Raw genomic sequence first — 21,633 nt, 5'->3', positions numbered from 1 at the left:
TCTCGCAGGGGGCTCGCTATTGCGGACGCGCGCGTGGCTAACCGCCGGCGTCGGCGCTGATCACGTCGCCGAACAGTTCCCAGCGCTCGCCCTTGAACCGTTCGAGCTGAAGCTGGCTGATCGGCGCAAAGTCGGTCGGGCCGGTGTTGATCTGGATGCCCGGCAGCAGCGCCTCGGTGCGGAAGTTCTTCAGGCTGGCAGCCTGCTTCATGATGTTCTCGCGCGTGAGATCATCGCCGCATTGCTTCAGCACCTGGACCAGCGTCTGCGCCACGGCGTAGCCGACGATGGTACCCTTGTCGAGCTTGTCGCCCTCGGGAAAGTATTTGGTCATGAAGGCGAGAAATTCCTTCATGCCGGCGTCGTCCTTCCATGCGGGATCCGACACGTCCTTGAGATAGTCGGCCGAGATGATGTCCTTGCCGTTCTCGAAGCCGGCGGGCTTCATCACGCTGCCGACCGAGGCCGAGACGTTGTTGAGGAAATGCAGCGGCTTCCAGCCGATCTCGGCGACCTTCTTGATCGCCTGCGCGGCGAATTTCGGCGTCGTGATGTTCATGAACACGTCGGCGCCGGTCGATTTCAGCTTGACGATGTGGCTGTCGATCGTCGGCTCGGAGGTCTCATAGCTCTCCTCGATGACGATCATCGAGGTGGCCTTGGCGCCGAGGCCGTCCTTCAGGCCCTTGAGATAATCCTTGCCGTAGTCGTCGTTCTGGTAGAGAACGGCGATCCTGGCGTCGGGCTTGTTCTTCAGCAGCCACTTCGCATAGATCTGCGTCTCGCTCTGGTAGTTGGGCTGCCAGCCCATGGTCCATGGGAAGTTCTGCGGATCGTTCCATTTGGTGGCGCCGGTGGCGACGAACAGCTGCGGCACCTTCTTCGAGTTCATGTATTTCTGGATCGCCGAGTTCGGCGGCGTGCCGAGCGAGTTGAAGATGAACAGCACCTCGTCGCTCTCGACCAGCTTGCGCGCCTGCTCCACCGTCTTCGGCGGCGAATAGGCGTCGTCATAACTGATGTAGTTGATCTTGCGGCCGTTGATACCGCCTTCGTCGTTGATCTTCTTGAAATAGGCGGCTTCGGTCCGCCCGATGATGCCGTAGGCGGAGGCCGGTCCGCTGTAGGGCATGATGTTGCCGATCTTGATCTCGGTGTCGGTCGCGCCGGTATCGTATTTCTTCTGGGCCGAGGCGATGGAGGTCGAGGCCGCAATGAGCGCGAGCGCCAGTGACGCGGCCGCAAACTTGCCGGTGACAGCGGGCATTCCTATCTCCCTATTTTCTTGGTGTGTGTCCGTCCCTTTTCTTGTCTTGCTTGTTTTTGGCGACGCGACCGCAATTCAATACGATTTGCCAGGTGCCTTCAACAGAAAGCCCCTGCGATGGCGTCGCAGGGGCTGCTTCTTTAGTAGTCAAGGACGTAGCGCGGTCTCGTGTGCGAGTGCGAGAAGATGCGCTGCCTTTGATTGACGAATGTACTGAGCTCAATTCCCGGTTTCGTAGTTTTGTAGGATGGGCAAAGGCGCGCTCTTCGCGCCGTGCCCACGATTTGTCTCCATCGGATAGAGATCGTGGGCACGCTTCGCTTTGCCCACCCTACGAGTCATCGCTCGTCAATGTCCTATCTCGCTCGAGATGATGTCGCCGAACAGCTCCCATTTCCGGCCCTTGAAGCGCATCATCTGGAGTTGCTCGATCGGGGCGAAATTGTCCGGTGCGGTGTTGACCTTGATGCCGGGGAGCAGCGTGTCGGGCTCGAAATCCTTCAAGCTCGCGGCCTGCTTCATGACGTTGTCGCGGGTGAGGTCGTCGCCGCACATCTGCAGCACCTTCACCATGGTCTGGGCAGCGGCATAGCCGAACACCACGCCGGCATCGAGCTTGTTGGCCTTGGGGTCGTACTGCGCGAGGAAGTTATAGAATTTCTTCATGCCGTCGTCGGCATTCCATTGCGGGTCAGAGCCGTCCTTGGTGTAGCTCGCCGACAAAATGCCTTGCGAGATCTCGATCCCCGCGGGCTCCAGCACGCCGCCGACCGAGGCCGAGACGTTGGAGATGATGTGGACCGGATGCCAGTTGATCTCGGCCGCCTTCTTGATCGCTTGCGCCGCGAATTTCGGCGTGGTGATGCTGATGAAGACGTCGGCGCCGGCGGCCTTCAGCTTGACGACGTGCTCGTCGATCGCGGGCTCGGCGGTGTCGTAGCCGTCTTCCATGACGATCATCGACGCCTTGGCGCCGAGGCCGTCCTTCAATCCCTTCAGATAGTCCTTGCCGAAATCGTCGTTCTGGTAGAGCACGCCGATTCTCGCGTCCGGCTTCTCCTTCATGATGTACTTGGCGTAGATCTTCGCCTCGCTGGCGTAGCTCGGCTGCCAGCCCATGGTCCATGGATATTGCTTCGGGTCGTTCCACTTCGAGGCGCCGCTCGCCACGAACAATTGCGGCACCTTCTTCTCGTTCATGTATTTGCGGATCGCACCATTGGTGGAGGTGCCGAGCGAGCCGAAGATCAGGAGCACGCCATCGCTCTCGACCAGCTTCCGCGCCTGCTCCACCGTCTTCGGCGGCGAATACGCATCGTCATAGGAGATGAACTTGATCTTGCGGCCGTTGATGCCGCCCTCGGCATTGACCTTGTTGAAATAGGCTTCCTCGGTCTTGCCGATCACGGCATAGGCGGAGGCCGGGCCGCTATAGGGCATGATGTTGCCGATTCTGATCTCGGTATCGGACGCGCCGCTGTCGTATTTCTTTTGCGCCAGTGCCGGGCTGGCCACCGCAGTGCACAACGCGAAGGCGGCCGTAAAGGCCACAACCTGACAACGAACGGCGATCATTGTTCTCCTGCCCCGGCTGGATCGGTTGGATCGGCTGCATTGAACAAGATTGACGTCGGACGTCAACAAAAAGCCCCCGCAATCGCTTGCGGGGGCTTCGTGTTTCGGATCATTGCGTCAGCCGGTCACTCGGCGGCGACGTCACCGCTGATGATCTCGCCGAACAGTTCCCACTTCTCGCCCTTGAAGCGCTGCATCTGAAGCTGCGCGATCGGGGCGAAGTCGGTAGCGCTGGTGTTGATCTTGACGCCGGGCAGCAGGGTGTCCGGTGCAAAGTCCTTGAGCGAGGCGGCCTGCTTCATGATGTTGGCCCGGGTGAGATCGTCGCCGCTCATCTCCAGCACCTTGGCCAGCGTCGATGCTGCGCCATAGCCATAGACCATGCTGGTGTCGGACTTGTCGGCACCGGGCATGTACTTGTCGACGAATTCGTTCCACCTCTTCATGCCGGGGTCGTTGGCCCATTGCGGGTCCGTGGAGTCCTTGGCATAGGCCGCCGACAGCACGTTCTGCGAAGCTTCGAAGCTCGCCGGCTTCATCACGCTGCCCACCGAGATCGACACGTTGGTGAGGATCTGCAGCGGCTTCCAGCTCAGTTCGGCGGTCTTCTTGATGGTCTGGGCCGCGAACTTCGGGGTCGCGTAGATCAGCAGCACGTCGGGATTGGCGGCCTTGATCTTGACGATGTGACCGTCGATCGACGGCTCGGACACTTCATAGCTCTCTTCCATGATGATCATGGATGCGCCCTTGGCGCCGAGGCCGTCCTTGGTGCCCTTGAGGTAGTCTTTGCCGAAATCGTCGTTCTGATAGAGGATCGCGACCTTGGCGTCGGGCTTCTCCTTCATCAGCCACTTTGCATAGATCTGCGCTTCGCTCTGGTAGGAGGGCTGCCAGCCCATGGTCCAGGGGAAGTTCTTCGGGTCGTTCCACTTGGTAGCGCCGGTGGCGACGAACAGCTGCGGGATCTTCTTGGCGTTGAGGTACTTCTGGATCGCGCTGTTGGAGGGCGTGCCGAGCGGGTTGAACACGACGAGCACCTCGTCGCTCTCGACCAGCTTGCGGACCTGCTCGACCGCCTTCGGCGGCGAATAGCCGTCGTCATAGGTGACGAAGTTGATCTTGCGGCCGTTGATGCCGCCCTTGTCGTTGACCATCTTGAAATAGGCTTCTTCGGTCTTGCCGATGATGCCATAGGCCGACGCCGGACCGCTGTACGGCATGATGTTGCCGATCTTGATCTCGGTATCGGTCGCGCCGGTGTCGTATTTCTTCTGAGCGAGTGCTGCGCCGGAGGTGAGGGTTGCGACCGCCGTTACCAGCGCGGTGGTTCGCAGTATTCTTGCAAGAAACAAAATGAAGTCTCCTTCCTTGATGAGTGTTTTCAGTTCTTCCTGAGCTTACCGGCGAGTTGTTGGCCCAGGATCGCGACTTGCCTTGCGCCATGCGGCACCAGGTAGATGACGAGGAACAGCAGCACGCCGAACACGGCGCCGGAGAGGCCCTTGGAGATGCCCTCCGCGATGTTCGGCACGAAGATGATGAAGGCGGCGCCGACGATCGAGCCGGGCAGCCAGCCCACGCCGCCGACGACCATGCCGAGGAACAGCGAGATCGCGAGCGTGATGGTGTAGCTGTCGGGCGCCACGAACTGCACCGCGATGGCGCCGAGCGAGCCGGCGATGCCGGTGATCGCGGCGGAAACGCCGAAGGCCAGCGTCTTGTACAGCGCGACGTCGACACCCATGGCGGAGGCTGCGATCTCGTTGTCGCGGATCGCCATGAAGGCGCGGCCTGAGCGGGAGCGCAGCAGGTTCACCGCGAAGATGTAGATCGCGATCGTCACGACGAGCGTGAAGTAGTACAGCCACATGTCTTGCGACATCTTGAGGCCGAACGGGGCGTCCGGTTTTGTCACCACGAGGCCCTGCACGCCGCCGGTCCAGTGCTCCAGGAAGTTCAGCTTGAGCAGCTGCGGCATGGCGGTGGCGAGCGCGAAGGTCGCGAGCGCGAGATAGACGCCGGAGAGCCGCAACGCCGGCTGCCCGAACAGGAAGCCGAAGCCGAAGCAAACCACGCCGGCAATGGGTAATGTCAGCGCGTAATTGACGTTGAAGTGCTCCATCAGCACCGCGGTCGTATAGGCGCCGACCGCGTAGAACGCGCTCTGACCGAGCGAGAACTGGCCGCTTCCGCCGGTGAGGATGTTCAGCGCCAGCACCGCCAGCCCGTAGATCAGGAGCATCGTCATCTGGAAGATGATGAAGTTCTTGACGAACACCGGCGCGATGATCAGCGCGGCGAGCACCACCAGCGAGGTGCCGGTGCCCAACGTCATGGCCCGCTTCGGAACGGCCTCGACCGCCTCGTGGCCCTCTGCAACGACTTCTTCTGCAGCGCTCATGATCAAACTCGCTTGACGATGTGCCGGCCGAACAGGCCGGCGGGTTTGACGACCAGGACGGAGATGATCAGCGCGAGCGCGATCGGAAGTTTCAGCTCGTTGCCGACGCCGGGAATGTAGGTGCCGGCGAGGTTCTCGAAGATGCCGACCAGGAAGCCGCCGACCACCGCGCCGAACGGGCTGGTGAGGCCGCCGAGCACCGCCGCGGCAAAGCCGTAGATCAGCACGCCGCCCATCATGTTGGGCTCGAGGAATACGACCGGAGCGATCAGCATGCCCGCGATCGAGCCGATCGCGGTCGCCATGCCCCAGCCGAGTGCGATCATCCAGGAGGTGTTGATGCCGACCAGCCGGGCCGATTCAGGCACCGACGCGGCCGCGCGCATCGCAAGGCCGATGCGGGTGTACTGGAAGAAGAAGTAGAGGCCGAGCAGCAGCAGCACGGTGACGCCGATCATGCCGGCCTGGTGGGTCGAGATCAGCTGGCTGCCCAGGAACGGCGCGGAACCGAACGGGGTCGGGTACTGCTTGATGGTGAAGTCCCAGATCAGGCCCGCCGAGGAGTTGATGATCGCGAACAGCGCGATGAAGCCGGCGACGTTGGTCAGCACCGGTGCCTTCGCCAGCGGCTTGAACAGGATGCGCTCGATTGCGATGCCGGCAACGAAGGAGAAGGCCAGCGTGATGATGAAGGCGGCCCAATAAGGCACGCCCCACTGCATCAGCTGCCAGGAGATGAAGGTCGAGAACATCGCCATCTCGCCCTGCGCGAAGTTGAGATGGTCGATCGCCTGGTAGATCATGACCACGGCGAGCGCCATGCAGGCATAGATCGCGCCCGTGGCGATGCCGGCCAGGACCTGGTTGGTAAACAGCTCCATTGTCCCGGCTCCCTAAAACTTGCCTGATTGGGTTTGAAGTGCGGCTGCGTCGGCGGTGGTCCACCTCTCCCCAGCGGGGAGAGGTCGATTTGCGCAGCAAATCGGGTGAGGGGGCGCAGCCCCGATCTGAGACCGTAACCCCTCACCCGGCGCTACGCGCCGACCTCTCCCGAAGGGAGAGGTGAAGCGAGCGCGTGGACAGATCGAATCCATCATCTCACCTCAGTAACCCAGATAGGATTTGCGGATTTCTTCGTTGTTCGCGATGTCTTTGGCATTGCCCGACATCACGATGCGGCCGGTCTCGATCACATAGGCCTGGTCGGCGAGCTCGAGTGCGAGCTGGGCGTTTTGCTCGACCACCAGGATCGACACCTTGTCCTCGCGATTGATCTTGCCGAGGATGCTGAACAGGTCGCGTACGACCAGCGGCGCGAGGCCGAAGGAGGGCTCGTCGAGCAGCATCAGGCGCGGCCGCAGCATCAGGGCGCGGGCGACCGCTAGCATCTGCTGCTCGCCGCCGGAGAGCGTGCCGGCCTGTTGGGTGTGGCGCTGCTTCAGCACCGGGAAATGCGCATACATGCGCTCGATGTCGGAGACGATGCCGGCGCTGTCCTTGCGGGTGATGGCGCCCAGCTGCAGGTTCTCCTCCACCGTCATGGTAGTGAATGTGCCGCGGCCCTGCGGCACATGGGCGATGCCGAACCGCACGATGCTCTCGGTCGATTTATTGTTCAGCGGCTTGCCATCGAACTCGATCCCGCCGGTGGAGCGCACCATGTTGCAAATCGCGCGCAGCGTGGTGGTCTTACCGGCGCCGTTGGCGCCCAGCAGCGTCGTCAGGGAGCCCTCGTTGAGCGAGAAGGACAGGCCATGGAGCGCCTGGACCTGGCCGTAATAGGCGCGCAGGTCCTTGACGTTGAGCAGCGTCGTCATTGGTCCTTGCTCCCGAGATAGGCCTTGATGACGTCGGGGTCCGCCTGCACCTGGCTCGGGGTGCCTTCTGCGAGCTTCTTGCCGAAATTCAGCGCGACGACGTGGTCGGCGATCGACATCACGAGGCCCATATGGTGCTCGACCAGCAGCACGGTCATGTGGCGCTCGTCGCGGATGCGGCGGATGAGGTCGCCGAGCACGTAGACTTCCTCGTGGTTGAGGCCGCCGGCGGGCTCGTCGAGCAGCAGGATCTTCGGATCGGCCGCAAGCGCACGCGCCAGCTCGACGCGCTTCTGCGTGCCGAAGGGCAGGCCGGAGACCGTGGTGTGGGCAACATCCTCGAGGTCGAGATAGCTGAGGATCTCGTGCACCTTCCTGTTCATGTCGGTCTCGCTTCGGCGAACCCAGGCGAGACGCAGCGAATCGCTGATGATGTCGGAGGAGGTGCGGGCATGCGTGCCGACGCGGACATTGTCCATCACCGACAGGTTCGGAAACAGCGCCACGTTCTGAAAGGTGCGGCCGATGCCGATCTCGGCGATCCGGTGCGGCGGCCGCCTCAGGATGCTCGCGCCTTCCATCAGGATGTCGCCGGACGACGGCTGATAAAGCCGCGACAGACAGTTGAAGAGCGTGGTCTTGCCGGCGCCGTTGGGGCCGATCAAGCCGAGGATCTGGCCCTTGTGCATGTCGAAGGATATGCCGTTGAGCGCGACAATGCCGCCGAACACGACGCTGACGTCGCGAACCGCGAGCAGGGGCGATGTTCCCTGCGCGAGCTGTGCCTGCGTCATCTCGTCTCGCCCACATCAGTCAGCGGGCGACGGGGCGATACGAACCGCTCCTGATGATGACTAAGGCTATCTGATCCCCTCGGCCACACGAGCAACTTTTCCTCCTGATTTCAGCTTTTTGCTGATGTCTTTTTTGGATTGCGGCATCAGTCCCCCGAGTGCCGCTTCGATGTTCCTTACCATCGCAAGCAGACGCGGTCCAATGTCGTTGATCAAACGCTCTTCCGTGAAGCGGAATGCGGGCGCGCCGCAATTGAATGCGTAAGGTCCGGTTCCGTCGTTGAGCCTGAGCGCGACGCCGGCTGCGCCGATGTCATCGTGCCAGTCGCCGACCGAAATCGCAAAACCGTATTTCGCGACGGTCTCGCCGGAGCGCTCGAGGCCGTCGCGCATCTTCGGCCAGCGGCTGCCGTAATGTTCGCGCAGAAGACGCGACAGCTCGGCGCGATCCTCGTCGTCGAGCGCCCAGAAATAGGCGCGACCCATCGCGCTGGTTGCAATCGGCACGCGGGAGCCGACGTCCAGTTGAACGCCGACCGTCTCGCTGCCGCGGCTTTGCCCGAAATAGATCATGCTGTGACGGTCGCGGCCGCCGATCGCGACCGCGCCGCCGGTCGCGCGCATCAGTTCCTCGCGAAACGGTTCGGACAAATGCCGAACGCCGAGATTGGAGAGTGCCGCGTATCCGAGCGCCATTGCTGCGGGAGCGAGCTGATACTTCTCGAAGCGGGGAACCGGCGTCAGATAGCCGAGCTTGGTCAGCGTGTAGGTCAGCCGGGACACGGTCGGCTTCGGCAGGTTGGTGCGCGCTGCGATTTCCTGGTTGCCGAGCAGGCCGTCGTTGGGCTGGAATGCGCGCAATACATCAAGTCCGCGGGAAAGCGCGACGACGAAATTCCGATCGGTCGCGGTCTTCTTTCCTGTACGCTTCATCCCTGATCTGCTTCTTGCGCGGAGTCGTTGACAACGTCCGTGCTTCAAAATAACCCTGCCGTCAAGATGCGGAATTAAATTCCGCACCGCGAAATCGAACAAAAGTAATCCCCACCAAGGAGGGAAACCGTGAGCGAAGTGGTCAAGCTTGAGCGTCATGACGAAGTCGGGATCGTCACGGTCAATAGCCCTCCGGTCAATGCGCTGAGTGCCGCAGTCCGCGGCGGTATTCTGGAATGCATCAAGGCCGCGATTGCCGATCCCGCAATCAAGGGCATCGTGCTGACCTGCGCCGGCCGCACTTTCATTGCCGGTGCCGACATCACCGAATTCGGCAAGCCGCCGAAGCCGCCCGCGCTCAATGACGTCCTTGCCGAGATCGAGAATTCGCCCAAGCCCGTGGTCGCGGCGATCCACGGCACCGCGCTCGGCGGGGGCCTCGAAGTCGCGCTGGCGTGCCACTACCGGGTTGCAGTGAAGGAGGCCAAGCTGGGCCTGCCCGAAGTGAAGCTCGGCCTCTTGCCCGGTGCCGGCGGCACCCAGCGCCTGCCGCGCGCGGTCGGCCCTGAGCTTGCGGTGAAGATGATCGTCGGCGGTGACCCGATCGGCGCCGCTGAAGCGCTCAAGGCCGGCCTGATCGAGGAGATCATCGAAGGTCCGGCCTCGGGCGGCGAAGCCTTCGTGCGCAAGCTGATCGCCGAGAACCGTCCGCTGCGCCGCCTGCGTGACGACGATTCCAAGATCGCGGCTGCGAAGGCCGATCGCTCGATCTTCACCAATGCCGTTGCCGCCATGACCAAGAAGTCGCGCGGCCTGGAAGCGCCGTTCGCGGCGGCCGACGCCGTCGGCTATGCCATCGACCTGCCGTTCGACGAGGGCCTGAAGAAGGAGCGCGAGGGCTTCCTCAAGCTCGTCGCCAGTGACCAGTCCAAGGCGCAGCGCTACGCGTTCTTCGCGGAGCGCGAGGCCAACAAGATCGCGGGCGTGCCCGAAGGCACCAAGGCGCGGCCCGTCAACCGTGTCGCCATTCTCGGCGCCGGCACCATGGGTGGCGGCATCGCGATGTCGTTTGCCAATGCCGGCGTGCCCGTCACCCTGATCGAGACCGGCGAGGAACAGCTCAAGCGCGGCATGGGCATCATGCAGAAGAACTGGGAAGCGACCGCGGCACGCGGCGGCATCCCGGCTGACGCACCGGCCAAGCGCATGGCGCTGATCAACGGTGTCGTCGGCATCGAGAATGTCGGCGATGCCGACCTCGTCATCGAAGCCGTGTTCGAGACCATGGCGGTGAAGAAGGAAGTGTTCGGCAAGCTCGACCAGTACGCCAAGCCGGGCGCAGTGCTCGCCTCCAACACCTCCTATCTCAACATCGACGAGATCGCGAAGTCGACCAAGCGCCCGCAGGACGTGCTCGGCATGCACTTCTTCTCGCCGGCCAACGTCATGAAGCTGTGCGAGATCGTGCGCGCGGAGAAGACCGCGCCGGACGCGCTGGTGACCGCCGTCTCCATCGCGCGCAAGATCGCAAAAGTGCCGGCCGTGGTCGGCGTCTGCGACGGTTTTGTCGGCAACCGCATGCTGGCCCAGCGCGGCAAGCAGTCCGAGAAGCTCTTGTTCGAGGGCGCGCTGCCGCAGCAGGTCGATGCCGTGGTGACGAAGTTCGGCATGCCGATGGGGCCGTTCGCGATGAGCGATCTCGCCGGCCTCGACATCGGCTGGCGCTCGCGCAAGGACCGCGGCATCAAGTCGGAGATCGCGGACGCACTGTGCGAAGCCGGCCGGTTCGGCCAGAAGACCGGCAAGGGCTACTACAAGTACGAAGCCGGCTCCCGTGCGCCGCTGCCCGATCCCGATGTCGAGAAGCTGATCGATGAGACGCTGCTGCGTCTCGGCCGCAAGAAGCGCGTCGTCAGCGACGATGAGATTCTGGAGCGCATGATGTACCCGATGATCAACGAGGGCGCGAAGATCCTCGAAGAGGGCATCGCGGCGCGGCCCTCCGACATCGACGTGGTCTGGCTCTATGGCTATGGCTGGCCGATCTACCGCGGCGGCCCGATGTTCTGGGCCGACAGCGTCGGCCTCAAGCACATCGCCGATCGTCTTTCCTTCTACGCCAAGGAGACCAACGATCCGAGCCTCGAGCCCGCACCGCTGCTGAAGAAGCTCGCTGCGGAGGGCAAGACCTTCGCCTCGCTGGCGGCCGAGTCGAAGGCGGCTTGATGGAGGCGGCCTTTCCGCATGTCGTTCCGGGATGGCCCGAAGGGCCAAGCCCGGAATCCATTTCTCCTCTGAGCGCGCGGCCTGATGGATTCCGGGCTCGATGCTTCGCATCGCCCCGGAACGACGACTGAATGTGATGCAGAAAATGATCCATCCCGGTGAACAGTTTTACCCCGAGGGCGTGCATTGGGACGATCCCATCGCCCAAGGCACGCTGCCTGACCTGCTGTCGAATGCGGCCGCGAATTACGGCCCGCGTACCGCGCTGGAATTCCGCGATCGTCCGATCACCTATACCGAGCTCGCCGCGATGGCCGAGCGCGCGGCCGCGGCATTCCTGCGTGCCGGCATCGGCAAGAACAGCTCTGTCGCACTGTTTCTCGGCAACACGCCCGACCATCCCGTCAATTTCTTCGGCGCGCTGAAGGCCGGCGCCCGCGTCGCGCATCTGTCGCCGCTCGACGGCGAGATCGCGCTGACGCACAAGGTCTCCGATTCGGGCTCGCGCCTGCTCGTCACCTCCAACCTCGCCGCGCTGCTGCCAACCGCGCTGAAATTCCTGGAGAAGGGCCTGATCGACCGCCTCGTCGTCTGCGAGGACGACAATTGGGGCAAGGTCGGCACGCCGCAGGCGGTGATCCCCGACGACCCCCGCATCGTCACCTTCAAGACTTTTGTCGAGGGCGCAACAGCGCCAGTGGAGTGGCCGAAGGTCACGGCCGACGACGTCGCGCTGCTGCAATATACCGGCGGCACCACCGGCCTGCCCAAGGGCGCGATGCTCACGCATGGCAATCTCACCTCCGCAGTGTCGATCTACGACGTCTGGGGCAAGCCGGCGCGCGCGAGCCGCGGCGACGTCATCGAGCGCGTGATCTGCGTGCTGCCGCTGTTCCACATCTACGCGCTCACCGTCGTGCTCTTGTCCTCGCTCAGCCGCGGCAACCTCATCTCGCTCCATCAGCGCTTCGATGTCGAGGCCGTGATGCGCGACATCGAAGTCAAGCGCGCGACCTATTTCCCGGGCGTGCCGACGATGTGGATCGCGATCGCGGCACTTCCCGATCTCGACAAGCGCGACTTCTCCTCGCTGGCGACGATCGGCTCCGGTGGCGCGCCGCTGCCGGTGGAGATCGCCAATTTCTTCGAGCGAAAGGTCGGCAAGAAGCTGCGCAGCGGCTGGGGCATGACCGAGACCTGCTCGCCCGGCACCGGCCATCCGCCTACGGGGCCTGACAAGCCCGGCTCGATCGGGTTGATGCTGCCCGGCATCGAGCTGGATGTCGTTTCGCTGACGGACCCGTCCAAGGTGCTGCCGCCGAACGAAGTCGGCGAGATCCGCATCAAGGGCCCGAACGTCACCAAGGGTTACTGGAACAAGCCGGAAGGGTCGGCTGACGCCTTCGTCGACGGCCGCTTCCTCACCGGCGACATCGGCTATGTCGACAGCGATGGCTATTTCTTCCTGGTCGACCGCAAGAAAGACATGATCATCTCCGGCGGCTTCAACGTCTATCCGCAGATGATCGAGCAGGCGATCTACACCGTTCCTGGCGTGCACGAGGTGATCGTGCTCGGCATTCCCGACCCCTATCGCGGCGAGGCCGCCAAGGCGTTCATCAAGCTGAGGCCGGACGCAAAGCCGTTCTCGCTCGACGAGCTCCGCGCGCAGCTCGCCGGCAAGGTCGGCAAGCACGAAATGCCTGTCGAGGTCGAATTCGTCGACGATCTGCCGCGCACGCCGGTCGGAAAACTGTCGCGCCACGAATTGCGCCAGCAGCGCAAGCCATCACAATCCATCCCACTCGCATCAGGAGGTCGCCCTTGACCGACGCCGTCATCGTTTCCACCGCCCGCACCCCGATCGGCAAGGCCTATCGCGGCGCACTCAACGCTACCGAGGGCGCGACCCTGCTCGGCCACGCCATCGGCGAAGCCGTCGCCCGAGCAAAAGTCGATCCGAAAGAGATCGAGGACGTCGTGATGGGCGCAGCGCTCCAGCAGGGCGCGACCGGCGGCAACATCGCGCGCAAGGCGCTGCTCCGTGCCGGCCTGCCCGTGACCGTCGCCGGCACCACCATTGACCGGCAATGCGCCTCCGGCCTTCAGGCCATCGCGCTCGCGGCACGCTCGGTGATCTTCGATGGCGTCGAGATCGCGGTCGGCGGCGGCGGCGAGTCGATCAGCCTCGTGCAGAACGACAAGATGAACGGTTTTCACGCGCAGGATCCGGCACTGCTCAAGATCAAGGGCGAGGTTTACATGCCCATGATCGACACGGCGGAAGTCGTCGCCAAGCGCTACGGCATCTCGCGCGAGAAGCAGGATGAGTATTCTCTCGAGAGCCAGCGCCGCACGGCCGCCGCGCAGCAGGGTGGCAAGTTCAAGGACGAACTCGCGCCGATCACGACGCAGATGGCGGTCACCGACAAGGCGACCGGCACTGTCTCGATGAAGGACGTCACGCTGTCGCAGGACGAAGGCCCGCGTCCCGAGACCACGATCGAAGGTCTCGCCGGCCTGAAGCCCGTCCGCGGCGAAGGCTTTTCCATCACCGCCGGCAATGCCAGCCAGCTCTCCGACGGCGCCAGCGCTTCCGTCATCATGAGCGACAAGGAAGCCGCAAAGCGCGGCCTCAAGCCGCTCGGCATCTTCCGCGGCTTCGTCTCCGCCGGCTGCGAGCCGGACGAGATGGGCATCGGCCCGGTCTTCGCGGTGCCGCGCCTGCTCAAGCGCCACGGCCTCACCGTCGCCGACATCGGCCTGTGGGAGCTCAACGAAGCCTTCGCAGTCCAGGTGCTGTATTGCCGCGACAAGCTCGGCATCGACCCCGACAAGATCAACGTCAATGGCGGCGCGATTTCGGTCGGCCATCCCTACGGCATGTCGGGCGCGCGCCTCACCGGCCACGCCTTGATCGAAGGCCGTCGCCGCAAGGCGAAGTATGCGGTCGTCACCATGTGCGTCGGCGGCGGCATGGGTGCGGCGGGACTGTTCGAGGTGTTGCAATAACGGCCGTCGCCACAACGACAACATAAGAAATCGCTCACAGGAGGATCCGATGGATCTCGCATTCACGAAGGAAGAGCAGGCGTTTCGCGAGGAAGTGCGGGCATTCTTCCGCGACAACGTGCCGCCGGATACGCGGCGCAAGCTGGTTGAGGGCCGCCATCTCACCAAGGACGAGATGGTGACGTGGTGGCGCATCCTCAACAAGAAAGGCTGGGGCGTCAGCCATTGGCCCAAGCAATATGGCGGCACGGGCTGGACCTCCGTGCAGCATTACATCTTCAACGAGGAGCTGCAGTCCTACCCGGCGCCGCAGCCGCTCGCCTTCGGCGTCAGCATGGTCGGCCCTGTCATCTACACATTCGGCAACGAGGAGCAGAAGAAGAAGTACCTGCCGCGCATCGCCAATGTCGACGACTGGTGGTGCCAGGGCTTCTCCGAGCCGGGCTCCGGCTCCGACCTCGCTTCGCTCAAGACCAAGGCCGAGCGCCGTGGCGACAAGTGGATCATCAACGGCCAGAAGACCTGGACCACGCTGGCGCAACACGCCGACATGATCTTCTGCCTCTGCCGCACCGACGCGTCTGCCAAGAAGCAGATGGGCATCTCCTTCATCGTGTTCTCGATGAAGTCGAAGGGCGTCACCGTGCGCCCGATCCAGACCATCGACGGCGGCCATGAGGTCAACGAGGTGTTCTTCGACGATGTCGAGGTGCCCTACGAGAACTTGATCGGCGAGGAGAACAAGGGCTGGGATTACGCAAAATTCCTGCTCGGCAACGAGCGCACCGGCATTGCCCGCGTCGGCGTCTCCAAGGAGCGGCTGCGCCGCATCCGCGATCTCGCCGGCAAGGTCGAATCCGCTGGGCGGCCGATCATCCAGGACGCCGCGTTCCGCGAGAAGCTGGCGGCCTGCGAGATCGAGCTGAAGGCGCTGGAGCTGACGCAGCTGCGCGTCGTGGCCGATGAAGGCAAGCACGGCAAGGGCAAGCCCAATCCGGCGTCCTCGGTGCTGAAGATCAAGGGCTCCGAGATCCAGCAGACCACTACCGAATTGTTGATGGAAGTGATCGGCCCGTTCGCCGCGCCTTACGACGTGCACGGCGACGACGGCTCTAACGAAGCCATGGACTGGACCGCCCAGATCGCGCCGAGCTACTTCAACAACCGCAAGGTCTCGATCTACGGCGGCTCCAACGAGATCCAGCGCAACATCATCGCCAAGGCGGTGCTGGGATTGTGATGCTCTCTCCTCTCCCTCTCCCCGTCCTTACGGGGAGAGGGTCGGGGTGAGGGGCCTCTCCGAGCAATGATCGTCGCGAGAGCGGTACCCCCTCACCCGACGCGCTTCACGCGTCGACCTCTCCCCGCAAGCGGGGAGAGGTGAAGAGGCACCCCGCGCAACGCACACACTGATGACTTGAGGAAACAGAAATGGATTTTGATCTGAGCGAGGAGCAGCGGCTTCTCAAGGACAGCATCGACGGCCTGCTGACCGATTCCTACGATTTCGAGAGCCGCAAGAAATACATGAAGGAGAAGGGCGGCTGGAGCAAAACCGTCTGGCTCAAGCTCGCCGAGCAGGGCCTGCTCGGCCTGCCCTTCAGCGAGGCCGATGGTGGCTTCGGCGGCGGCGGCGTCGAGACCATGATCGTGATGGAAGCGCTCGGCAAGGCGCTGGTGCTCGAGCCGTATCTGGCAACGGTCGTGATCGGCGGCGGCTTCCTGCGCCACGCTGGCAGCGACGCGCAAAAGGCCGCGCATGCGCCCGGCATCATCGACGGCAGCAAGACGCTGGCGTTCGCCCAGCTGGAGAAGAACTCGCGCTATGATCTCTTCGACGTCGCCACGACCGCGAAGAAGAAGGGCGACGGCTGGGTCATCGACGGCGAAAAATTCGTCGTGCTGAACGGCGAGAACGCGGACACGCTGGTCGTCACGGCGCGCACTAAGGGCGACCGCCGCGACAAGACCGGCGTTGGCGTGTTCCTGGTGCCCGCGAACGCCAAGGGCGTGACCAAGAAATCGTATCCGACCCAGGACGGCCTGCACGCAGCCGACATCAGCTTCACCGGTGTTGAGGTCGGCGCGGATGCGGCGATCGGCAATCCCGACGATTCACTCGCGTTGATCGAGCGCGTCGTGGACGAAGCCCGCGTCGCGCTCTGTGCCGAGGCCGTCGGCCTGATGGATGAGTCGCTCAAGACCACCGTCGAGTACATCAAGACCCGAAAACAGTTCGGCGTCGCGATCGGCTCGTTCCAGTCGCTGCAGCACCGCGCCTCCGACATGTTCGTCGCGACCGAGCAGGCGCGCTCGATGTCGATGTTCGCGACCATGGCGAACGATTTCGAGAACGCCAAGGAGCGCAGCAACGCCATCGCCGCCGCCAAGGTGCAGATCGGCAAGTCGGCCAAGTTCGTCGGACAGCAGTCGATCCAGCTCCACGGCGGCATCGGCATGACCATGGAGGCCAAGATTGGCCACTACTTCAAGCGTCTCACCATGATCGAGAACACGTTTGGCGACACCGACTACCACCAGCGCCGCGTCGCCGATGCGGGCGGGTTGATCTGATCGTCGTATCGCGAGGCGTCAGCCACACAAAGATCGTCATGCCCGGGCTTGACCCGGGCATCCACGTCTTAACGGTACGAAGAACGTGGATGGCCGGGACGAGCCCGGCCATGACAGCGGGGCGAGCACGAAACACAAGAGGGAGCCATTAGGATGAAAAACACCCCGTTCGATCTCACCGGAAAAGTCGCCGTCGTCACCGGCTCCAGCCGCGGCATCGGCCGCTCGTCGGCCGAACTGCTCGCAAAACTCGGCGCCAAGGTCGTCGTCTCCTCCCGCAAGGCCGACGCCTGCAAGGAAGTCGCCGACGGCATCAACGCTTCGGGTGGGGACGCCACCGTCATCCCCTGCAACATCGCGCGCAAGAACGAGGTCGAGGCGCTGATCTCGGGCGCGACGAAGCATTACGGCAAGATCGACATCCTCGTCTGCAACGCCGCGGTGAACCCCTATTACGGCCCGCTGCTCGACATCACCGACGAGGCCTTCGACAAGATCATGGGCTCAAACGTCAAGAGCAACATCTGGCTCTCCGCGCTCGCGATCCCGCAGATGGCGGAGCGCGGCAACGGCTCCGTCGTCATCATCTCCTCGATCGGCGGCCTGCGCGGCTCGACGGTCATCGGCGCCTACGGCATCTCCAAGGCCGCCGATTTCGCGCTGTGCCGCTCGCTCGCCGGCGAATGGGGCCCGAAAGGCGTCCGCGTCAATTGCATCGCGCCCGGCCTCGTCAAAACCGATTTCGCCCGCGCCCTGTGGGAAGACGAAGCTCTGCTGAAGCGCCGCACTGCCACCACGCCGCTGCGCCGCATCGGCGAACCCGACGAAATCGCGGGCGCGGTCGCGTATCTGGCTTCGGATGCCTCGAGCTTCATGACCGGCCAGACCATCGTCATCGACGGCGGCGTCACGACGGCGGCGGTGTAGCCGCCAGAGCATGATCCGGAAAAATGCGCAGCGGTTTTCCGGAAAGATCATGCTCGAACAATAACCCAAAGGCGCGATGACTATGCATCCTGATCGCATCGCGCTTAGCGGCCGCGCTCTGCCAAGGCGTTCTCGATGGCACGCGCGATAAGCAGGGCGGATCGCTCGTCGAGATGCACGCCATCGGCCCAGCGCAATTCGTCCAGCCGCGGATGGATCGTCAGCCAGCTCGCGGGGTCCGGGAAGGCTGCGTGGATGATCGCCTTGCTCGTCCTGACCATGCGCGAGTCCTCGATCTCGGTTGCGAAGGGAATCTCGAGCAGGAAGGCGCTTGATCCTCGGCGTTCGAGGTCGTCGATGAGCGCCCGGATCCGCGCCGCGTTCGCGTTCGTCGGAGCGGTCGGGTCCTCGTCGTTCATCTGCTCTACGGCCCGATCGAGATAGACCTTGTTGTCGAAATTGCTCGGCGGCTCGCCGAGCAGGCGATCCCGTCCGGCGCGCGCCTCTGCGGAATCGGGCGGAGCGTGATTCCACGTCTCGTAGGCGGCAACCGCCGTTCGCACCGGCCGCAGGAATAGCGCCTCGTTTCCCGCGCCGCCGGAGAATTTGCTGACCAGCGCCGGGTCGGGCAGGCGCGTGAGAACATTGGTCTCGATCAGGACGATCTTCGGCACGCTTCTCTGCTTCGCGATGATCTCAAGGCCGGTGACGGGGGAGCCGCCGGCGAGAGCAAGATTGCGGACGCCTGGCCGCGAGAAATAGTCCTCTTTTACACGCCAGGCGACCGAGCTGCCGACCAGCACGAGGTCGGGCGCGGGCTGCTTGATGTAGCGGTTGAGCGTGACGATGGAGCCGTCGCGCGTCGTGACGGTTGGCTGTTGGAGCGCGGCGCCGAAGCGCGCCGTGGCAAGGCCGCATGCAAGCAGCAGCACTGCCGCGGCGCCCGCGCATCTGATCAGCCATGGGAAGCCGGAGATCTCTGCCATCGTCAGAACTGGAAATAGATGAAGGCGGCATCAGGCCCGGCTTCGAGCCAGGCCATCGCCGCGAGTGCGCCATAGAGATACGGCTCCCACCGCCGCAATTTGCCGTCGAGCAGCGCGCCGATGCCGAGGTGCTGGATCAGGACAGGGAGGGCATAGAGTAGGGCCATATTGCGGAACAGTTTGGTCGGATTTGGATTGTCCGTCGGGGCGAACATGCCCGAGAGATAGCCGAGCGCGTGATCGAAGTTCGGCAGCTTGAAGAAGATCCAGAGCATAGTCACGCAGAAGAACACGGCGCTCATGCGGAGGACCCGCACAGCGGGACCGGCTTCGCCCAGCACCTTCAGGAACGGCCGCTCGACGACGAGCAGCAGGCCATGCAGCATGCCCCACAGCGCGTAGCTCAGGCTCGCGCCGTGCCAGAGTCCGCCGAGCGTCATCACGATCATCAGGTTGAGGCAGGTCCTGACAGGCCCATTTCTGTTGCCGCCGAGCGGGATGTAGAGATAGGTCCTGAGCCAGGTGGACAATGAAATGTGCCAGCGCGTCCAGAACTCGGAGAACGATGTCGAGATGTAGGGCAGGTTGAAGTTGACGGGCAGGCGGTAGCCGAACAGCAGGGCGAGGCCGAGCGCGATGGCCGAATAGCCGAAGAAGTCCGCATAGATCTGGTAGCTGTACAGGAACAGCAGTAGCCAGCGGTCGGGCGTGGCCACCGTCTCATAGAGCGGATAGTCCATGTAGGACGTCATTTCGTTGAGATTGTTGGCCACGTACAGCTTGAAGAAATAACCGGTCAGGACCCACTTGGCCGCCTCGACGAAGTCGACGTCGGCAAGCCGCTTGGGTGCGATTTGCGGCATGAACTGGCCGGCGCGAGTGATCGGTCCGGATACGAGCTGCGGAAAGAAGATGATGTAGAGGAACACGTCCCGCAGCGGCGGCGGCCGCTTCTCCCGCGTCAGGTCGACCAGCATGCTGATGTTGTGAAACACGAAGAACGAGATGCCGATCGGCAGCGGCAATCGCAGCAGCACGTCCAGCGGCGCTAGGCCGGTCGGGTGCATTGCGGCCGGATCGATGAACAGCAGCTTGTATTTGAAGAACGCCAGCAGTGCGAGGTTGAAGGCGATGCCGGCAGGCATCCACACCGCGCGATTGTCGAACGCCAGCACCAGGCAGAGATGGGTTCCGAGCACGGCGAGCAGCAGCAGCGGCAGCAGAGTCGGCTGGCCGGAGCCGTAGAACACCAGGCTTGCAAGCACGAGCAGCTGGACCTGGAAGCGGCGCAGTGGCGGCCAATAATAGGCGCCGAACACGACCGCAACGAACACGCCGAACTGAAAGGAAGTGAATGTCATGCCGAACCGAACTGCCGTCCGGCATGTACCATCTTCGCCGCCGCTCTCCTAGTCTCCCGGGTTGAACTGGACGTGTGCCGCCCACCCGGTTCGCCCTCCTCAACCTCCACCTTGACCTTCCGCCTCCAATCCGCTCCCTTTGGCGCGACACAATGATCCCCTCCAGGGGAAACACCGAAAAAACGCCAAGGTAAGCCACCATGTCTTTCGTCCTCGCCATCGACCAGGGCACCACCTCCTCGCGCGCGATCGTTTTTCGCAGCGACATCTCGATTGCGGCCCGCGCGCAGCAGGAGTTTCCGCAGCATTTTCCGGCTTCGGGCTGGGTCGAGCATGAGCCGGAGGACATCTGGACCTCGACGGTGATGGTCTGTCGCGAAGCGATCGAGCAGGCCGGCATCTCCGCCAAGGACATCGCCGCGATCGGCATCACCAATCAGCGCGAGACTACCGTGGTGTGGGACCGCGCCACCGGGCAGGCCGTGCACCGCGCCATCGTCTGGCAGGACCGCCGCACCGCCGATATCTGCGCAAAATTGAAAGCAGACGGCCGCGAGCCTGTCATCTCCGAGAAGACCGGCCTGATCATCGATCCCTATTTCTCTGGGACGAAAGCCGCCTGGATCCTCGACCACGTTCCCGGCGCGCGGGGCCGTGCCGCGCGCGGCGAATTGATGTTCGGCACCATCGACTGCTACCTGCTCTGGCGCCTCACCGGCGGCAAGGTGCACGCCACCGACGCCACCAACGCCTCGCGCACGCTGCTGTTCAACATCCACACCGGTGAGTGGGACGACGAGCTGCTGGAGATCATCGGCGTGCCGCGCTCGATGCTGCCCGAGGTGAAGGATTCCTCGGCCCGCTTCGGCGAGAGCACGCCCGATCTGTTCGGCGGCACTATTTCCATCTCCGGCATCGCCGGCGACCAGCAGGCCGCGACCATCGGCCAGGCCTGCTTCCGCCCGGGCATGATGAAATCCACCTACGGCACCGGCTGCTTTGCGCTGCTCAACACCGGCACGACGCCCGTCGTGTCCAAGAACAAGCTGCTCACCACCGTCGCCTACCAGCTCGATGGCAAGCGCACCTACGCGCTCGAAGGCTCGATCTTCGTCGCAGGCTCGGCGGTGCAGTGGCTGCGCGACGGTCTCGGCATCATCAAGCACGCCGCCGAGACCGGGCCGCTCGCCGACCAGTCGGACTCCCTGCAGAGCGTCTATCTGGTGCCTGCCTTCGTCGGCATGGGCGCACCCTACTGGAATCCGCGGGTTCGCGGCGCGCTCTTCGGCCTCACCCGCAACACCGGCCCGGCCGAGCTCGCCCATGCCGCCCTGGAAAGCGTCTGCTACCAGACCTTCGACCTCTGGGCTGCGATGCGCGCGGACTGGCCGAGCTCGGAGGGGGCGAGCGTCGTGCTCCGCGTCGACGGCGGCATGACCGCATCGGACTGGACCATGCAGCGTCTCGCCGATCTCCTCGACGCCCCGGTCGATCGTCCCGTGATCCAGGAGACCACGGCACTCGGCGCGGCCTATCTCGCCGGCCTGAATGCCGGCGTCTATCCCGAGCCGACCAAATTCGCCGACAATTGGCGCCTCGAGCACCGCTTCAAGCCGAACATGAGCCAGGCCACGCGCGAGCGGAAGCTGGCGGGCTGGGCGAGGGCAGTGAAGGGCGTGCTGGCGAGTGATGAGGGGGAATAGCAAGCAAAAAGCCTCCTTCGTGTAAGGTGCGCACGAACGTCCGGCTCCCTCTCC

The 21,633-nt window shown here is 63.6% G+C and carries 17 protein-coding genes; 7 read left to right on the top strand and 10 right to left on the bottom strand.

What is annotated here, in order from left to right:
* Positions 1–37 precede the first annotated feature (37 nt).
* The 8 genes from HYH08_RS07735 to HYH08_RS07700 all read right to left on the bottom strand — a co-directional run bounded on the left by HYH08_RS07735 (position 38) and on the right by HYH08_RS07700 (position 8,790).
* On the bottom strand, positions 38–1,267 hold the full coding sequence (locus HYH08_RS07735; protein ID WP_220009169.1) for an ABC transporter substrate-binding protein: 1,230 nt from the start codon (positions 1,265–1,267) through the stop codon (positions 38–40).
* Positions 1,268–1,615: 348 nt separating this feature from the next.
* The gene (locus HYH08_RS07730) at positions 1,616–2,842 is read right to left on the bottom strand and encodes an ABC transporter substrate-binding protein (RefSeq protein ID WP_220009168.1); all 1,227 of its coding nucleotides are present in this window, start codon (positions 2,840–2,842) and stop codon (positions 1,616–1,618) included.
* 125 nt (positions 2,843–2,967) lie between these two features.
* Entirely contained in the window at positions 2,968–4,197 is a 1,230-nt protein-coding gene (locus tag HYH08_RS07725) for an ABC transporter substrate-binding protein (protein ID WP_220009167.1), read from the bottom strand.
* A 29-nt stretch (positions 4,198–4,226) separates the two neighbouring features.
* On the bottom strand, positions 4,227–5,246 hold the full coding sequence (locus HYH08_RS07720; RefSeq protein ID WP_220009166.1) for a branched-chain amino acid ABC transporter permease: 1,020 nt from the start codon (positions 5,244–5,246) through the stop codon (positions 4,227–4,229).
* Between the two features lie 2 nt (positions 5,247–5,248).
* Positions 5,249–6,127 (bottom strand): branched-chain amino acid ABC transporter permease, encoded by an 879-nt coding sequence (locus HYH08_RS07715; RefSeq protein WP_220009165.1) that lies wholly within the window; start codon positions 6,125–6,127, stop codon positions 5,249–5,251.
* A gap of 222 nt (positions 6,128–6,349) precedes the next feature.
* Positions 6,350–7,063, bottom strand: coding sequence for an ABC transporter ATP-binding protein (locus HYH08_RS07710; protein WP_220009164.1), 714 nt, complete (start codon positions 7,061–7,063; stop codon positions 6,350–6,352).
* Complete coding sequence (locus HYH08_RS07705) at positions 7,060–7,857, bottom strand: ABC transporter ATP-binding protein (protein WP_220009163.1); 798 nt, start codon at positions 7,855–7,857, stop codon at positions 7,060–7,062. The genes HYH08_RS07710 and HYH08_RS07705 overlap by 4 nt, the downstream gene beginning before the upstream one ends.
* A gap of 66 nt (positions 7,858–7,923) precedes the next feature.
* A complete protein-coding gene (locus HYH08_RS07700; protein ID WP_220009162.1) occupies positions 7,924–8,790 on the bottom strand; it encodes an IclR family transcriptional regulator in 867 nt (288 codons plus the stop codon).
* A 129-nt stretch (positions 8,791–8,919) separates the two neighbouring features.
* Here HYH08_RS07700 and HYH08_RS07695 point away from each other — a divergent pair, with 129 nt between their 5' ends.
* From HYH08_RS07695 to HYH08_RS07670, 6 genes are all read left to right on the top strand, one after another.
* Complete coding sequence (locus tag HYH08_RS07695; RefSeq protein ID WP_220009161.1) at positions 8,920–11,016, top strand: 3-hydroxyacyl-CoA dehydrogenase NAD-binding domain-containing protein; 2,097 nt, start codon at positions 8,920–8,922, stop codon at positions 11,014–11,016.
* Between the two features lie 145 nt (positions 11,017–11,161).
* Positions 11,162–12,844: a dicarboxylate--CoA ligase PimA gene (gene pimA / locus HYH08_RS07690; protein WP_220009393.1), complete on the top strand. Its 1,683-nt coding sequence runs from the start codon at positions 11,162–11,164 to the stop codon at positions 12,842–12,844.
* Positions 12,841–14,028 (top strand): acetyl-CoA C-acyltransferase, encoded by a 1,188-nt coding sequence (locus HYH08_RS07685; RefSeq protein WP_220009160.1) that lies wholly within the window; start codon positions 12,841–12,843, stop codon positions 14,026–14,028. Before pimA ends, HYH08_RS07685 begins: the two co-directional genes overlap by 4 nt.
* Before the next feature lie 49 nt (positions 14,029–14,077).
* Positions 14,078–15,268, top strand: coding sequence for a pimeloyl-CoA dehydrogenase large subunit (pimC, locus tag HYH08_RS07680; RefSeq protein WP_220009159.1), 1,191 nt, complete (start codon positions 14,078–14,080; stop codon positions 15,266–15,268).
* A gap of 191 nt (positions 15,269–15,459) precedes the next feature.
* Positions 15,460–16,602: a pimeloyl-CoA dehydrogenase small subunit gene (gene pimD / locus HYH08_RS07675; RefSeq protein ID WP_220009158.1), complete on the top strand. Its 1,143-nt coding sequence runs from the start codon at positions 15,460–15,462 to the stop codon at positions 16,600–16,602.
* A gap of 153 nt (positions 16,603–16,755) precedes the next feature.
* Positions 16,756–17,529, top strand: coding sequence for an SDR family NAD(P)-dependent oxidoreductase (locus tag HYH08_RS07670; RefSeq protein WP_220009157.1), 774 nt, complete (start codon positions 16,756–16,758; stop codon positions 17,527–17,529).
* A 104-nt stretch (positions 17,530–17,633) separates the two neighbouring features.
* On the opposite strand, the gene HYH08_RS07665 is transcribed toward HYH08_RS07670, so the two are convergent.
* Together HYH08_RS07665 and HYH08_RS07660 are read right to left on the bottom strand one after the other, a co-directional pair.
* A complete protein-coding gene (locus tag HYH08_RS07665; protein WP_220009156.1) occupies positions 17,634–18,515 on the bottom strand; it encodes an SGNH/GDSL hydrolase family protein in 882 nt (293 codons plus the stop codon).
* 2 nt (positions 18,516–18,517) lie between these two features.
* On the bottom strand, positions 18,518–19,876 hold the full coding sequence (locus HYH08_RS07660) for an MBOAT family O-acyltransferase (protein WP_220009155.1): 1,359 nt from the start codon (positions 19,874–19,876) through the stop codon (positions 18,518–18,520).
* A gap of 200 nt (positions 19,877–20,076) precedes the next feature.
* On the opposite strand from HYH08_RS07660, the gene glpK reads away from it, so the two are divergent.
* Positions 20,077–21,579, top strand: coding sequence for a glycerol kinase GlpK (gene glpK / locus HYH08_RS07655; RefSeq protein ID WP_220009154.1), 1,503 nt, complete (start codon positions 20,077–20,079; stop codon positions 21,577–21,579).
* The last annotated feature ends 54 nt before the right edge of the window (positions 21,580–21,633 follow it).

Origin of the sequence: Bradyrhizobium sp. BR 10289 (assembly GCF_019455385.1) — a bacterium.
Lineage (GTDB): Bacteria > Pseudomonadota > Alphaproteobacteria > Rhizobiales > Xanthobacteraceae > Bradyrhizobium.
The sequence above is the reverse complement of the archived record's forward strand: the minus strand, read 5'-3'. Positions and strand labels throughout refer to the sequence as shown.

Excerpts from the sequence above, each read along its gene's own strand:
- HYH08_RS07735 (WP_220009169.1), bottom strand. The coding sequence starts at position 1,267 with ATGCCCGCTGTCACCGGCAAGTTTGCGGCCGCGTCACTGGCGCTCGCG.
- HYH08_RS07730 (WP_220009168.1), bottom strand. The coding sequence starts at position 2,842 with ATGATCGCCGTTCGTTGTCAGGTTGTGGCCTTTACGGCCGCCTTCGCG.
- HYH08_RS07720 (WP_220009166.1), bottom strand. The coding sequence starts at position 5,246 with ATGAGCGCTGCAGAAGAAGTCGTTGCAGAGGGCCACGAGGCGGTCGAG.
- HYH08_RS07715 (WP_220009165.1), bottom strand. The coding sequence starts at position 6,127 with ATGGAGCTGTTTACCAACCAGGTCCTGGCCGGCATCGCCACGGGCGCG.
- HYH08_RS07710 (WP_220009164.1), bottom strand. The coding sequence starts at position 7,063 with ATGACGACGCTGCTCAACGTCAAGGACCTGCGCGCCTATTACGGCCAG.
- HYH08_RS07705 (WP_220009163.1), bottom strand. The coding sequence starts at position 7,857 with ATGACGCAGGCACAGCTCGCGCAGGGAACATCGCCCCTGCTCGCGGTT.
- HYH08_RS07700 (WP_220009162.1), bottom strand. The coding sequence starts at position 8,790 with ATGAAGCGTACAGGAAAGAAGACCGCGACCGATCGGAATTTCGTCGTC.
- pimA (WP_220009393.1), top strand. The coding sequence starts at position 11,162 with ATGATCCATCCCGGTGAACAGTTTTACCCCGAGGGCGTGCATTGGGAC.
- pimC (WP_220009159.1), top strand. The coding sequence starts at position 14,078 with ATGGATCTCGCATTCACGAAGGAAGAGCAGGCGTTTCGCGAGGAAGTG.
- pimD (WP_220009158.1), top strand. The coding sequence starts at position 15,460 with ATGGATTTTGATCTGAGCGAGGAGCAGCGGCTTCTCAAGGACAGCATC.
- HYH08_RS07670 (WP_220009157.1), top strand. The coding sequence starts at position 16,756 with ATGAAAAACACCCCGTTCGATCTCACCGGAAAAGTCGCCGTCGTCACC.
- HYH08_RS07665 (WP_220009156.1), bottom strand. The coding sequence starts at position 18,515 with ATGGCAGAGATCTCCGGCTTCCCATGGCTGATCAGATGCGCGGGCGCC.
- HYH08_RS07660 (WP_220009155.1), bottom strand. The coding sequence starts at position 19,876 with ATGACATTCACTTCCTTTCAGTTCGGCGTGTTCGTTGCGGTCGTGTTC.
- glpK (WP_220009154.1), top strand. The coding sequence starts at position 20,077 with ATGTCTTTCGTCCTCGCCATCGACCAGGGCACCACCTCCTCGCGCGCG.